The sequence below is a fragment of the Sphaerisporangium sp. TRM90804 genome, from assembly GCF_029846175.1.
Classification (GTDB): Bacteria; Actinomycetota; Actinomycetes; order Streptosporangiales; family Streptosporangiaceae; genus Sphaerisporangium.
Genome location: NZ_JARWAC010000008.1, coordinates 33099 through 46927, shown reverse-complemented (window position 1 = coordinate 46927; position 13829 = coordinate 33099). Strand labels below are relative to the sequence as shown.

Annotated in this window: 11 protein-coding genes; 7 read left to right on the top strand and 4 right to left on the bottom strand. The window is 70.2% G+C overall.

Going from position 1 to position 13829, the window contains the following annotated elements:
• Positions 1-82 precede the first annotated feature (82 nt).
• Positions 83-2335 (top strand): DEAD/DEAH box helicase, encoded by a 2253-nt coding sequence (locus PYR91_RS10445; protein ID WP_279779314.1) that lies wholly within the window; start codon positions 83-85, stop codon positions 2333-2335.
• Positions 2336-2389: 54 nt separating this feature from the next.
• Here the strand turns inward: PYR91_RS10445 and PYR91_RS10440 are convergent, their stop codons facing one another.
• Positions 2390-3061: a hypothetical protein gene (locus PYR91_RS10440; protein ID WP_279779312.1), complete on the bottom strand. Its 672-nt coding sequence runs from the start codon at positions 3059-3061 to the stop codon at positions 2390-2392.
• Between the two features lie 500 nt (positions 3062-3561).
• Here PYR91_RS10440 and PYR91_RS10435 point away from each other — a divergent pair, with 500 nt between their 5' ends.
• Positions 3562-4833, top strand: a complete 1272-nt coding sequence (locus PYR91_RS10435) for a BtrH N-terminal domain-containing protein (protein ID WP_279779311.1) — start codon at positions 3562-3564, stop codon at positions 4831-4833.
• Positions 4834-5051: 218 nt separating this feature from the next.
• Positions 5052-6401 (top strand): glycoside hydrolase family 6 protein, encoded by a 1350-nt coding sequence (locus PYR91_RS10430; protein WP_279779310.1) that lies wholly within the window; start codon positions 5052-5054, stop codon positions 6399-6401.
• A 100-nt stretch (positions 6402-6501) separates the two neighbouring features.
• Here the strand turns inward: PYR91_RS10430 and PYR91_RS10425 are convergent, their stop codons facing one another.
• A complete protein-coding gene (locus PYR91_RS10425; protein ID WP_279779309.1) occupies positions 6502-7164 on the bottom strand; it encodes a hypothetical protein in 663 nt (220 codons plus the stop codon).
• Between the two features lie 155 nt (positions 7165-7319).
• Entirely contained in the window at positions 7320-7859 is a 540-nt protein-coding gene (locus PYR91_RS10420) for a GNAT family protein (RefSeq protein ID WP_279779307.1), read from the bottom strand.
• A gap of 702 nt (positions 7860-8561) precedes the next feature.
• Here PYR91_RS10420 and PYR91_RS10415 point away from each other — a divergent pair.
• On the top strand, positions 8562-9347 hold the full coding sequence (locus tag PYR91_RS10415; protein WP_279779305.1) for a GAF domain-containing protein: 786 nt from the start codon (positions 8562-8564) through the stop codon (positions 9345-9347).
• Positions 9348-9398: 51 nt separating this feature from the next.
• Positions 9399-9797, top strand: coding sequence for a hypothetical protein (locus PYR91_RS10410; protein ID WP_279779304.1), 399 nt, complete (start codon positions 9399-9401; stop codon positions 9795-9797).
• A 359-nt stretch (positions 9798-10156) separates the two neighbouring features.
• Here PYR91_RS10410 and PYR91_RS10405 read toward each other — a convergent pair whose 3' ends face one another.
• The gene (locus PYR91_RS10405) at positions 10157-10774 is read right to left on the bottom strand and encodes a DUF899 family protein (RefSeq protein ID WP_279779303.1); all 618 of its coding nucleotides are present in this window, start codon (positions 10772-10774) and stop codon (positions 10157-10159) included.
• 293 nt (positions 10775-11067) lie between these two features.
• Between PYR91_RS10405 and PYR91_RS10400 the strand changes: the two genes are divergently transcribed.
• Positions 11068-11505 carry a Fur family transcriptional regulator gene (locus PYR91_RS10400; protein ID WP_279779301.1) on the top strand — a complete coding sequence of 146 codons (438 nt, stop codon included), beginning with the start codon at positions 11068-11070 and terminating at the stop codon, positions 11503-11505.
• A 28-nt stretch (positions 11506-11533) separates the two neighbouring features.
• On the top strand, positions 11534-13765 hold the full coding sequence (gene katG, locus PYR91_RS10395) for a catalase/peroxidase HPI (protein WP_279779300.1): 2232 nt from the start codon (positions 11534-11536) through the stop codon (positions 13763-13765).
• The last annotated feature ends 64 nt before the right edge of the window (positions 13766-13829 follow it).

Here is a 13829-nt window from a genome sequence, read left to right as displayed (position 1 = left end):
CGCCGCACCCCCCGTTGACAACCGCCGCGCGGACCGCGACGGTAACCCGTGTATTCCGGGCCGCGGCGGGAAGGCGAAGGGCTTGGACACGGTCGGCAGAGACGTCGAGGCGGCGGGTTCAGGGCTGCCCGCGCCCCGGGAGGTCAGAGCGCTCCTGGCGGCGGCGGAGCACCTGTTCGCCGCCGCCCGCACGCTGCTCGCCGACGACGCCCGCGCCCGCGCCGAGGTCCATCAGGCGCTGTCGGCCGTGCGGGCGCGATCGGCGCGCGCGGAGCTCGCCGAGATCCCCGTCGCGCGCCTGAAGGACGTCACCGGCGGCAGGCTGCGCCTCGGCGCCCTGCAGGAGGGCGGCTACACGACCGTCCTGCGCGTCCTGGACGCCACGCCGTACGCGCTGCAGCTGCTGCCCGGCATCGGGGCCCGCACCGCCGGCCAGGTGCACGCCGCCGCCCGGCAGATCGCCCAGGCCGCGGAGGAGACCGTCAGCGTCCGCGTCGACGCCGAGCGGCAGGACCCCGAGACCACGGCCCTGCTCATCGCGCTGTACCGGCTGGTCGCCGCCGGCCCCGACCTGCCGCGCGCCTGCGCCGCCGCGCGGCACCTCGCGGGCGAGCTGGCGGCCCTGCTGCCCGCCGCGCAGCCGGCCCGGGGGCGGCTGCGCATGCTGCTCGCGGGGCACAAGGGCCGCCACCGGGCGCGGACGGCGATCGCCGGGCTGGCCGGGACGCTCACGGCGGCGAGCGCGTCGGGCACGCGGCTGCTGCTCAACCAGGCCTCCGTCGACCTGCTCCGCCCGCCGGCGTCCGGCATCGAGGCGTGGGTCGACTTCGAGCTGCGCGCGGCCGAGTACTACAACCTGCTCGCCGAGCTGGCCGCCCTGGAGCCCGACCACGTCGCCGCCGAGGGCTTCCTGCCCGAGGAGGTCTCCACCAGGGTCCGGGCCCAGGAGCTCGACGACACCCACCGCCGGGTGTCGCTGCGCGGGTACCAGTCGTTCGGCGCGCGCTTCGCGCTCGCGCAGAAGCGGGTGATCCTGGGCGACGAGATGGGCCTCGGCAAGACCGTCCAGGCCGTGGCCGTCCTCGCCCACCTCAAGGCGCGCGGGGCCACCCACTTCCTGGTCGCCTGCCCGGCCAGCGTCCTGATCAACTGGACGCGGGAGATCGAGAACCGCAGCACCCTGAAGGCCTACCCGCTGCACGGCCCCGAACGGGCCGCCGCCCTGGCCGCGTGGCTGCGCGAGGGCGACGTCGCGGTGACCACCATCGACTCCCTGCACCGGCTGGAGACCGGTGGCGAGGTCCCGCTCGGCATGCTGGTCGTCGACGAGGCGCACTACGTCAAGAACCCCGAGGCCCGCCGGTCCAAGGCCGTCGCCACGTGGTGCGGGCGCACCGACCGCGTCCTGTTCATGAGCGGCACCCCGATGGAGAACCGGGTCGAGGAGTTCCGCAGCCTGCTCGGCTACCTGCGGCCCGACCTCGCCGCCGGCGTCCGCGGCAGCGACGCCGCCGCGGGCGCGCAGGCGTTCCGCAGGGCCGTCGCGCCGGTCTACCTGCGCCGCAACCAGGAGGACGTGCTCACCGAGCTGCCCGACCTGGTGCACGTGGACGAGTGGGAGGCCTTCAGCCCCGCCGACCTGACCGCCTACCGCGAGGCGGTGACCCGCGGGAACTTCATGGCCATGCGCCGCGCCGCCTACGCCGTGCCGAAGACCTCGGCCAAGCTGGAGCGCCTCGTCGAGCTGGTCGACGAGGCCGCCTCCACCGGTGTGAAGGTCGTGGTCTTCTCCTACTTCCGCGACGTCGTGACCGCCGTCCACGACGCCCTGGCCGACGTCCGGGCCGACGGGCACGGCCCCGGCGGGCACCGCCGGGTGCACGGGCCGATCACCGGCGGGCTCAGCGTGGAGAAACGCCAGCAGGTCGTCGACGAGTTCACCGCGGCCCCCGGCCACGCCGTGCTGCTCGGGCAGATCCAGGCCGGCGGGGTGGGCCTCAACCTGCAGGCGGCGTCCGTCGTGATCCTCTGTGAGCCGCAGGTGAAGCCGACCATGGAGAGCCAGGCCGTCGGGCGGGCGCACCGCATGGGGCAGACCCGCAAGGTGCAGGTGCACCGCATGCTGACGCCCGACAGCGTCGACCAGCGCATGCTGGACATCCTCGGCGAGAAGACGCTGCTGTTCGACGCCTACGCCCGCCGCAGCGACCTGGCGGAGTCGACCCCCGACGCGATCGACGTCTCGGAGCAGGCGCTGGCGCGCCAGATCGTGGAGGAGGAGCAGCGGCGCCTCGCGGTGGGGCCCGCCGCCGGCGTCACGGCTCCCGGCCGGTGAGGCCCGGGGCTCGCGGCCGGACTCCGCGAGCCCCGGGACGTCCCCGCCCGGCCGTCACCCCATGGCCGACTCGCCGCCGGGGTAGGCGAAGGACGATCGGGGGGAGTAGAAGCCCCACACGACCCGCAGCGGGTCGGCCGGGCGCAGCGCGTAGACGGAGTGGCCGGGCTCGAGGAACTCCAGCGAGACGACCTCGAACGGGTCGACCGGCTCGGCCACGAACGGGTAGAACCCGCTGACCCGCTTCCCGCCGACGTCGGTGATGTAGTGCAGCTGGCCGCGGTTGACCGCCGTGCCGGTCTGCCCCACCCGCGCGGTCGTGCGGATCACCGGGACGCCGTCGGACTCGGTGACGGCGACCAGCGTGTCGCCGTTCACCTCGATCGTCGTGCGGCCCTCGCTCGCGGGCACGCCGCGTTCGCGGGCGTAGTCGCGCACCAGCTTGCTGGAGTTGAAGTAGTGGGTCCACCACCGGCCGGGGGTCACGCCGTCGGGAGCGTAGGCGCCCTCCAGGTCGGGCCCGATGTAGGTCAGCGAGTACGCGCCGAAGCCCGAGGTCTGCTCCTCGCGGTCGACGACGTACTGGTTCATGAACACCTGACGGTTGGCCATCGGCGTGAGACCGGCGGGCACCAGGGCGGCGACGGCCTCGGGGTCGGCCGGCACCCAGCCGAAATAGATCATGCGACTGTTGACGACGAGCTGGGGGGCCACGAGATCGGGCACGTTCTCTCCTTGCTGGCGACAGCGTGTAGTCAGAACGGTACGAGGTGTTCACCTGGCCGACAATGACCGATACCTGACACTCTTCGGCGGCGCGGTTCGTGAAGGACGGCCATCGGACTTCGCCGGAAAAGCTGTTTCCCTACCGCGTCACGACGGTGCTCGCCGGTCGGTTCGGCGCGCCGGTCGTGGAGTTCCCCGGCGACCACCTGGGCTACGTCAGGCACCCCGCGGAGTTCGCCGGGAAACCGCTCCAGGTCATGCCGCGGCCCCCGCCGGCTGACCCCCCGTGCTTGTCACCCGACGGCGTGATCCCTACACTGAGCGTCGGCGAACTCCCACGCCGAACCTCCTTGAGCGGGCGCCCACGCCGCCCGCCGCCGTGGAGGCAAAGGGGACCTCACGTGCCTCGGGAGGCTGCGGGTCCCGTTGTGCGGCCGACATCGCGGCGCGACCGACCGGCGGGCGTGGGCCGGGTCGGGCTGTGCCGTGAGCGGAGCATCGTGACCAGCAAGAAGCAGCTCAAGGCGCGCGTCAGGGCGCGCATGGCGAAGACCGGCGAGAGCTACACGGCCGCCCGGCGGCACGTGGCCGGCGTGTCCCCCGCGCGCGGCGACGCCGGGTGGACGTTCCGCGGCGGGCGTCACCCGTACAGCGCGGCGATCGACAGCGTGCTCGCCCACCACGGCGTCGAGGCCGGCGAGCCGCTCGTCTTCCTCGCCGGCGGCGGCCTGGGGGCGGGTTACATCCTGTGGGAGTTCAAGCACGACGACAGCCGGCACCTGGTGCTCGGCTTCCGCAACCAGTGGCAGTACTACGACCGCTGGATGGCCAAGACCCTCGACCGGCTCGGCGTCGCCTTCGAGGCGCACAGGACGGCCGGGGCCAAGGGCGCGGCCAAGCGGCTGGCGGAGGAGCTGGACGCCGGGCACCCGTGCATCGTGCTGCCCGACCGGCAGGTGATCGGCTACTGGCTTCTCCCCCCGCACCTGGACGGCCACGGGGGCCATCCGGTCGTCGCCTACCGGCGGGACGAGGCGGACGTGCTCGTGGACGACCGCGGGCAGGCCCCGGTGCGCGTGCCCGCCGAGCGCATGGACGCGGCCAGGGCCCGGGTCTCGTCCTACAAGAACGTCCTGCACGTGCTGCGTCCCGGCGAGGCCGGCCCCGGCCGCCTCGCCGAGGCGGCCCTCGCGGGCCTGCGCGACTGCGTCGAGCACCTGAGCGTGTCCTCCGACTCCTTCTCGCTGCCCGCCTGGCGCAAGTGGTCGCGCATGATCACCGATGGCGGGAACGCCAAGGGGTGGCCCCGGGTGTTCGCCGACGGCCGGGGACTGTCGGGGGCGCTGCTGTCCATGTGGGAGGGCGTGGAGCCGGTCGGCATGGACGGCGGGAACCTGCGCGACCTGTTCGCCGACGCGCTCGACCAGGCGGCTCCGCTGCTGGGTCTGCCGCTCGGCGAGCCGGCGGCCGAGTTCCGGCACCTCCACGCCCTCTGGCACGACCTGGCCGAGGCGGCGCTGCCGTCGGACGTGCCGGAGTTCGCCCGCATGCGCGAGCTCACGGCCGCCATCCGGGAGTCGCTGCTGTCGGAGGGCACGGCGAGCCCTGAGGACGGCCGTGAGCTGTGGGAACTGCGCGCGGTCGTCGACCGGGAACCGCCGGTCAAGGACACCGGCGCCCTGTTCGCCGACCTCGGCGAGCGGATCGCCGGCCTGTACCGGGCCGAGACCGAGGCGGTCGCGCGGCTGCGGAGCCTGCTCCCCGAACGGTGATCGGGCGGGCGCGCCTTCCCCGGAGTGGGCTTGCTCTCACAGCGGGGCGGGCGCGCCTGTGCTGAAAATTTCAGCCGGTGTCGCGGGCGCCAGGCGGCCCGCCTGCGGCGATGGGGCCGCGGGCGCGCGACGCCGTCCCAGCCCTTCTTGGACGGGCGGCGGGTCCATACCATCCGAAGAACGGTGGGAGCGCTCCCACCTCATCGGACGGAGTGTCAATGTCTCGCAGAAGACCCTTACTGACGGCCATTCTCGCCGCGGCCGCCACGGTCACGGCGGGGGCGGCCGTCTTCATGTCGTCCACCGCCTTCGCCGCCGACTCCGCTTTCTACGTGGATCCGCAGAGCAACGCCGCCAAGTGGGTGGCCGCCAACCCCGGCGACAGCCGCGCCGCGGTGATCAGGGACCGGATCGCCGCCGTCCCCCAGGGCAGATGGTTCGCCACCTACAACCCGTCGGCCGTGCGCGGTCAGGTCGAGTCGTACACCACCGCGGCGGCCGCCGCCGGCAAGATCCCGATCATGGTGGTCTACGCCATGCCGAACCGCGACTGCGGCGGCCCCAGCGCGGGCGGCGCGCCCGACCACGCGTCGTACCGCGCCTGGATCGACCAGATCGCGGGCGGCCTCGGCGGCCGTGCCGCGACGATCATCCTGGAGCCGGACGCGCTGGCGATCATGTCCAACTGCATGGACGCCGGGCAGCAGAACGAGGTCAAGGCCTCGATGGCCTACGCGGGCAAGAAGTTCCGGGCCACGTCCTCGCAGGTGAAGGTCTACTACGACATCGGCCACGACGCCTGGCTGTCGCCCTCGGAGGCCGCGTCCCGCCTGAACGGCGCGGACGTCGCCAACAGCGCGAACGGCATCGCGGTCAACACCTCCAACTACCGGGCGACCCCCGGCCTGGTGTCGTACGCGAAGAACATCATCAACGCGACCGGCGTCTCCCGGCTGCGCGCGGTCATCGACACCAGCCGCAACGGCAACGGCCCCCAGGGGAGCGAGTGGTGTGACCCGTCGGGCCGCGCCACCGGCATCTGGAGCACGACCAACACCGGCGACGCCGCGATCGACGCCTTCCTGTGGGTGAAGCCGCCGGGCGAGTCGGACGGCTGCATCGCCCCCGCCGGGCAGTTCGTACCGCAGCGCGCCTACGACCTGGCCATCGCCGCGCCGCCGCCCACCCCGAACCCCACGGTCACCCCGACCGTGACCCCCACCGTCACGCCCACGGTCACCCCGACCCCCACGCCCACCGGCGGCTCGGGCTGCACCGCGACCTACACCGTGACCGGCCAGTGGTCGAACGGCTTCCAGGGCGAGGTGACGGTGCGCAACGCCGGCAACTCCCCGATCACCGGCTGGCGCGTCCAGTGGGCGTTCCCCAGCGGCCAGTCGATCTCGCAGCTGTGGAACGGCAACCTCTCCGGCAGCGGTGGCAACGTCACCGTCACCAACCTGAACTGGAACGGCGCCCTCGCGCCCAACGGCACCGCCGTCTTCGGCTTCCTCGGCAGCGGCAACGCCAACTCCACCCCGAGCCCCGTCGCCTGCACCGTCACCTGAGACGGCTCTCCCCCCACGGCCGGGCCTCCGCGTACCCTCCCGCGGAGGCCCGGCCTCGTCTCAGGCGGAGGCCCGGCCTCGTCTCAGCCCAGAACCAGGCTCAGCCCAGGACCAGGCCGACGAGCCGGCCGGTCCCGAGGGCCACGAGCACGCTGACCACGCCCAGGAAGATGGAGTACAGGCAGCCGCGGCGGCCGTCGACGCGCTCGGCGGGGACACGCTCCTCACCGGGGGCCTTCCACAACGGCCGGGGTTCCAGGACGAGGTACACGAGCGCGCCGACCTGGCCCACGGTGAACAGCCAGAACCACGCCCACCGGTTGGCCAGTCGGGGCGTGGAACCCATCATGGCGAGGAAGGTGAGCACCCAGGCGGCGGCGACCCACCACAGGTTGGAGCCGCCGATGAGGGTGAAGGGCCAGTCGGGGAAGATCGAGTTGCCGTCGCTGACGGACTCCCGCTCGGCCACGGACGCCTGGACCTCGGGGCGGCGCAGGTCGGCCATGAGCCGGGCGACGGTGTACGCGCCCTCGGCGTCGGCGATCCTGCCCGGCACCTCGTGCCAGACCAGGGGCGACTCCGACCACACCAGGGCGGTCACGTCGCCGGAGCCGACCTGGTAGCTCACCCGGTCGATCGCGCCGGCGATGGCCGCCGCGCGGAACTGCTCCAGCGTGCGCTCGGAGGGCGCGTAGGTGGCGGCGGTGACCAACGCGCCCACGACCAGGACGGCCAGGAGCGACAGCCGTACCGCTAAACCCACCCAATAGCGAACACGAGACGCTAAATCAGGGGCCACACCACAATTCCTACCGCAGCACCGCGAACCGCGGGCTCCCCTTCGGCGATCGACACGGATCCGAGCACCGACGCCACCGTGAGCCCTGCCGGGGAAGCGCCCCGTCGCCACCGCGAGCCCTACCGGGGAGGCGCGCCGTCGCCGAGGATGCGCTCCCAGAAGATCTCGTCACGCCAGGCGCCGTCGAGGAAGATGTGCTCGCGGGCGATGCCCCAGGGCCGGAAGCCGTTGTTCCTGAGCGCCTTCTGCGACGCCAGGTTCTCCAGCCGGGTGTGCGCCTCGGCCCGGCGCAGGCCCAGCTCCTCGACCATCACGCCCAGCACCAGGCCCACCGCGCGGGACATGTGCCCCTGGTTCCGGTGCGTGGCCGCCACCCAGTAGCCGAGGAAGCCCTTGCCGAACGGCCCGCGCAGGATGCTGCTCACCGTCACCTGGCCGATGACCTCGCCGTCCGCCACGATGACGCCGGGCCACCTGGCGCCCCGCCGATGGTCGTCCAGCAGCTGCTCGACCCGTGCGACCTGCCCGGGCGTGGTGTAGTACGCGGCCGGCTGGGCGGGTTCCCACCGGGCGAGCTCCTTGACGTCGCGTGCGAGGTGGCCCGCGATAGCCGGGGCGTCGGCCACGTCGATGAGCCTGACAGAGGTGCGCGGCGTCACGGGAGGAACTCCTCACCGCAGCGGCCGCTCGCGGCGCTGCGAGGTACGGGGTCGGGCACGGCGTCAGCCACGGTAGCCGGTCCGCCGGGCTGAAGCTCCGGCCTCGTCCCTTTCGACGCCCGGGTCGAGCATCTTGTCGATCCGCCCGGCTACGTCGCCTGGAACCGGAACTCTCCCTTGAACACCATGACACCTGTACCGCAGACTCCTCGACGCCATCGACGCCGGACGAATGCCCCCCTGGACTTCGAGCCGTGACGGTTCTGTAAGGCCCGTCACGGGTGCTGGCATGTCGTGAGGGGCATTCCGCGAGCTTCAGCATTCGACTTCGGCCCGCCTCTCGCCTGGCGCAGAACAGCAGCTTGCTCCCCATGCAGTCGATCGTGCGGACAGCCACTCGAGCTGGCGGCCGCCTGCGAGGCACTCCTACTACCGGAGACTGTTCGACCAGCTCATCCAGGCCGCCTGGGCTGCACTGCGGCTCGTCGTCGATCAACAACAAGGACTAAAGGCAGCGTTCAGAGCCCGACAAATTGCTCATTCAATACATTAACCCCCTTAAAGCGGATGCGGCGCGCATAGTTTTTGGCATTCCCCTATCAGTCTCCGGTCGCCGAGTTACAATCGGCTATGCGTACGGGGACGCGATGAGATCAGGTCGGAGCCTGATCGGCATTAGCGCCTCGACTGTGGAGTTCACTGATGGCCAACTCGCTGAGCCAGCGACCAAAGATCGTCAGCGTGCTACGGAATGTCACTCTGTGGACCATGACGGCAGGCGGGGCGGCTGGGGCGGGAATCTTCGGAGCGCTGGCCGGCAATCCTGGTAAAGATCAGTTTCGTTATCTGATCCTGGTGGCGGTAAGTGTCCTACTACCGATTATCGCAAACGGCATCAATCAGCTGCGCGCCTCACGAGCACAGCGGTCAAAGGCCGAGGCGATCGGCCGGTCGATTGTAACCTTCAGATCATTGCTCTCATCCGCTGTCTACTACCTGGGCAAGATGGCAGACGAAGAGTCAGACGACATGAGGCGAATCTACGGGGGACACTTCACCCATGCCGTGGTCACAGCTGCTAGCACCCTGACAAATGCCCCTGACGCGCGAAGTGTATTTTTCAGAATACAGAAGAAGGAAATGATCTGCGTTGCCTACAGCGGACAAGAGGGCCGAGCGGATCCATCCATGACGATCTTCAAAAACGATCCGGACGATAGAGCTGGATATCAGATGTTCAACTTAATTCACTCGGGTAAATCAGTCCTGCACACAGATATCCGGAAGGATCCCCCAGTGGGCCTGCAACCGGGGCGCAGTTATCGAACGTTCATCGCGGCCCCGGTTGCTGCGGGAGACACCGTTTACGGGGCACTCACGGTCGACTCGCCGGAGGCGAACTCGCTGGGTGATCAAGATCTGCAGGTTATGAAGACCCTTGCTCATCTGCTGGGAGTCGGTCTGGCCTTGATGCCAGAGACCGCTTGATACAGAGCAGAGAGGGAACACTGTGAGGAGCGTCCTACCGAGGAGGGCCGCATGGCGACACGAGTAGAACAAGTGGTCGATCGTGACTCCATACGATGGATAGAACAGTCGGGCGCGGCGTTGAATGCCGATTTCTACCAGCGCGCCTACGAGCAGGCGGTCTCGAGCGCTTTGGCCGATCACCGACAACGAGAGGTCCAGACACTCCGCCGCCACTCCAAAGAGCTGGTCGCCACCCCTATCATCCTCGCTGTCCTGCTCGCCATAATTACGATAGCCATCTTTGTCGACTCGTCTTGGGTGGCAAGCTTTGCGAGTGGAGCCCTGCTCGGCTTTCTCAGCCGACTGTCTTTCCTGTTGATCGGAGGATCTCAGCTCGTAGACGGAAACTCACCGTCAGATACGCCAGCATTCAGCATCAAGCGAATAAACGGCGCCTTCCGTACGTGACCGAAGTAAGGCTGGAATAGCGAACATCCACCTATCCCGACATACGGGACGGAGCAGCATATTCGACAGATGTCGTACTGGTCCAGAGCAATATTTGCCATGCCGCAACGTCTAGACGGGAAGGTGGCCACGTTCGCATCGACCCACGGGGATGGACGAATAGTGCGCAGCGCATCCCGACCATGCCTATCACGGTCACCAACTGGCCGATGAGCAGCGGCGCACTCACCGAGAGCAAACTAAGACCCGGTCTTCCTGTTGAGGGCACAAGATGAAACACCTCCTCTTGTCGCCATGGCAGGTAGCAACGCCCCTCGCCACCGAGAGGCGTCCCGACCAACTACGTTCGTGTTGACCTGCTAGCCGTACGTGGGGTGCTGCGGCCAGCCGGGCGGGGAGTCCTCCCAGTCCTCCTGACGGCCGTAGGGGGTGAGATCGAGGATGCTGTTGGCGAAGACGAGCCGGTCGACGCCGCGGGCGGTGGTGCTGTAGGTGCGGTAGACGTGCTCGCCGTCGCGCAGGAACACGCTGAGCATGAAGCCGCCGCCGGCGCCGCAGTCGTCGGAGAACGACGTGCCGCGCGAGGACACGAACGGCAGTGTCCACCCCATGCGCGCCTTGTACTCCTCGATCTGGGCGAGCGGCATGTTGGAGACGTTCACCCACGTGACCCCGCGCTTGGCCAGCGCCGCCGGGCCGTTGACGGGCACGTTGTCGGTGAACCAGGTGCAGCCCTCGCAGTAGTGATCGGGGCCGTTGTCCATGAACTGGTAGACGACCAGCTGCCCCCGCCCCTCGAACAGCTCGAGCAGGGTCTTCGGCCCGTCAGGCGTGTCGAACGTGTACCCGCCGTCGAACTCGACCATCGGCAGGCGCCGCCGCCGCGCCGCGAGCGCGTCCAAGGCGCGGGTGGCTTCCTTCTCGGCCTTGAGCAGCTCATCGCGCTCGCGCTGCCACTCCCCGGCTGAAACGATCATCGGTGTCTCCATCTGCCGATTCTGCCGCCCGCCACCGACAGAATCCGTTCTGACCGCGCCCTCCGTGTCCCTACCGAGAACTTCGACACCGAGAACTTCGACGAGGAGACGATCTCGGCTTCGAGCTCGTCCACTCGCGCGCGCAAGGCCCCTGGCGAGAGGCAGGGGATCGGAGGCGTGCGGCCTGGGGCCGTCGGCACCCCTTCACGGGCAGGAAGTCGCCTGGTGGGGCTCTAGAATTGAGCCATTCGTTGTCTTGGGTTGTTCGTGTTTGCGAGAGTAGGTTCAGCGCCATGACCACACCCGAGACTCCGACCGTCGCGGAGGAACTTCGCGGGGTCGGCCTGCGGGTGACGGCCGCCCGCGTCGCGCTGCTCCAGACCGTCAGGGAAGGTGATCACCTCGGCGTCGAGGCGATCGCCTCCGGAGTGCGCGACCGCGTGGGCCACATCTCCCTCCAAGCCGTGTACGAGGCCCTCCACGCGCTCACCGCGGCCGGGCTCGTACGCCGCATCGAACCGGCCAACAGCTCGGCCAGGTTCGAAGGCCGCGTCGGGGACAACCACCACCACGTCGTGTGCCGGTCGTGCGGCGTGGTCGCCGACGTCGACTGCGCGGCCGGCGAGGCGCCCTGCCTGACCGCCGGCGACGACCACGGCTTCACCATCGACGAGGCCGAGGTCATCTACTGGGGCCTGTGCCCCGTCTGTTCCACCGCAGCCAGTTCCTGAGCACCGCGCTCCCATCCGGAAGGATTCCATGTCCGAGAACCATGACGCGATCGTCACAGACGCGAAGTCGGAGGGCACAGGCGGCTGCCCGGTCGCGCACGAGCGCGCCCCGCACCCGACCCAGGGCGGCGGCAACCGCCAGTGGTGGCCCGAGCGGCTCAACCTGAAGATCCTCGCCAAGAACCCCGCCGTGGCGAACCCCCTCGGCGAGGAGTTCGACTACGCCGAGGCCTTCTCGACCCTCGACCTCGCGGCCGTGAAGCGTGACATCGCGGAGGTGCTGACGAGCTCGCAGGACTGGTGGCCGGCCGACTACGGCAACTACGGCCCGTTCATGATCCGGATGGCGTGGCACAGCGCGGGCACCTACCGGATCAGCGACGGCCGCGGCGGCGCCGGCGCCGGCCAGCAGCGCTTCGCCCCCCTCAACAGCTGGCCCGACAACGGCAACCTCGACAAGGCCCGCCGTCTGCTGTGGCCGGTCAAGAAGAAGTACGGCCAGAAGCTCTCGTGGGCCGACCTCATGATCCTCACCGGCAACGTCGCCCTGGAGTCGATGGGCTTCAAGACCTTCGGCTTCGCCGGCGGCCGCGCGGACGTCTGGGAGCCCGACGAGGACGTCTACTGGGGCCCGGAGTCCGCCTGGCTCGACGACGCGCGCTACACCGGCGACCGCGAGCTCGAGAACCCGCTGGCCGCGGTGCAGATGGGTCTCATCTACGTCAACCCCGAGGGCCCGAACGGCAACCCCGACCCACTCGCCTCGGCCCGCGACATCCGTGAGACCTTCCGCCGCATGGCGATGAACGACGAGGAGACGGTCGCCCTGATCGCGGGCGGTCACACCTTCGGCAAGACCCACGGCGCGGGCCCGGCCGACCACGTCGGCCCCGACCCCGAGGCCGCCTCGATCGAAGACCAGGGCTTCGGCTGGAAGAACAGCTTCGGCACCGGCAAGGGCGGCGACACCATCACCAGCGGCCTTGAGGGCGCCTGGACGAACACCCCGGTGACGTGGGACAACAGCTTCTTTGAGATCCTCTTCGGTTACGAGTGGGAGCTCAGCAAGAGCCCGGCCGGCGCGCACCAGTGGAAGCCGAAGGGCGGCGCGGGGGCGGGCACCGTCCCCGACGCCCACGACCCGTCGAAGAGCCACGCCCCGACGATGCTGACGACCGACCTCGCGCTCCGCGTGGACCCGGTCTACGAGCAGATCTCGCGGCGCTTCCTCGCCGACCCCGACGAGTTCGCCGACGCCTTCGCGCGGGCTTGGTACAAGCTGACCCACCGCGACATGGGCCCGATCGTGCGCTACCTCGGCCCGGAGGTCCCCGCCGAGGTGCTGCTGTGGCAGGACCCGCTCCCCGCGGCGACGCACGAGCCCGTCGACGCCGTCGAGATCGCCGTCCTCAAGGGCCGCGTCCTCGCCTCGGGCCTGTCGGTGTCCCAGCTCGTGTCCACCGCGTGGGCGTCGGCCTCGTCCTTCCGCGGCAGCGACAAGCGCGGCGGCGCCAACGGCGCCCGCATCCGCCTGGAGCCGCAGAGCGGCTGGGAGGTCAACGACCCCGACCAGCTCGCGGCGGTGCTGCGCACCCTGGAGGAGATCCAGCGGGAGTTCAACGCCGCCCAGACCAGCGACAGGCGGATCTCCCTCGCCGACCTGATCGTGCTCGCCGGCGGCACGGCCGTCGAGCAGGCCGCCAAGGACGCCGGCTTCGACGTCGAGGTGCCCTTCACGCCGGGCCGCGTGGACGCCTCGCAGGAGCAGACCGACGTCGAGTCGTTCACCGCGCTCGAGCCCGCCGCCGACGGCTTCCGCAACTACCTCGGCAAGGGCACCCGGCTTCCGGCCGAGTACCTGCTGATCGACCGGGCGAACCTGCTGGACCTCAGCGCTCCGGAGATGACGGTCCTCGTCGGCGGCCTGCGCGTCCTGGGCGCGAACTACAAGCAGTCCCCGCTCGGCGTCCTCACCCACACCCCCGGGGTCCTGACCAACGACTTCTTCGTCAACCTGCTCGACCTGGGCACGGCGTGGAAGGCGACGTCCGAGGACGCCGGCACGTTCGAGGCCCGCGACCTCGCCACGGGCGAGGTCAAGTGGACCGGCACCCGCGCCGACCTCGTCTTCGGCTCCAACTCCGAGCTGCGCGCGGTCGCGGAGGTCTACGCGAGCGACGACGCGAAGCAGAAGTTCGTGAACGACTTCGTCGCCGCGTGGCACAAGGTGATGAACCTCGACCGGTTCGACATCGCCTGACCGTTGACGCCCAGGCCGGCCGGCACCGGCCGGCCTGGGCACATCTCGGCCCGGGGCATCGGGC

Excerpts from the sequence above, each read along its gene's own strand:
- PYR91_RS10430 (WP_279779310.1), top strand. The coding sequence starts at position 5,052 with ATGTCTCGCAGAAGACCCTTACTGACGGCCATTCTCGCCGCGGCCGCC.
- PYR91_RS10405 (WP_279779303.1), bottom strand. The coding sequence starts at position 10,774 with ATGATCGTTTCAGCCGGGGAGTGGCAGCGCGAGCGCGATGAGCTGCTC.
- PYR91_RS10415 (WP_279779305.1), top strand. The coding sequence starts at position 8,562 with ATGGCCAACTCGCTGAGCCAGCGACCAAAGATCGTCAGCGTGCTACGG.
- PYR91_RS10400 (WP_279779301.1), top strand. The coding sequence starts at position 11,068 with ATGACCACACCCGAGACTCCGACCGTCGCGGAGGAACTTCGCGGGGTC.
- PYR91_RS10410 (WP_279779304.1), top strand. The coding sequence starts at position 9,399 with ATGGCGACACGAGTAGAACAAGTGGTCGATCGTGACTCCATACGATGG.
- katG (WP_279779300.1), top strand. The coding sequence starts at position 11,534 with ATGTCCGAGAACCATGACGCGATCGTCACAGACGCGAAGTCGGAGGGC.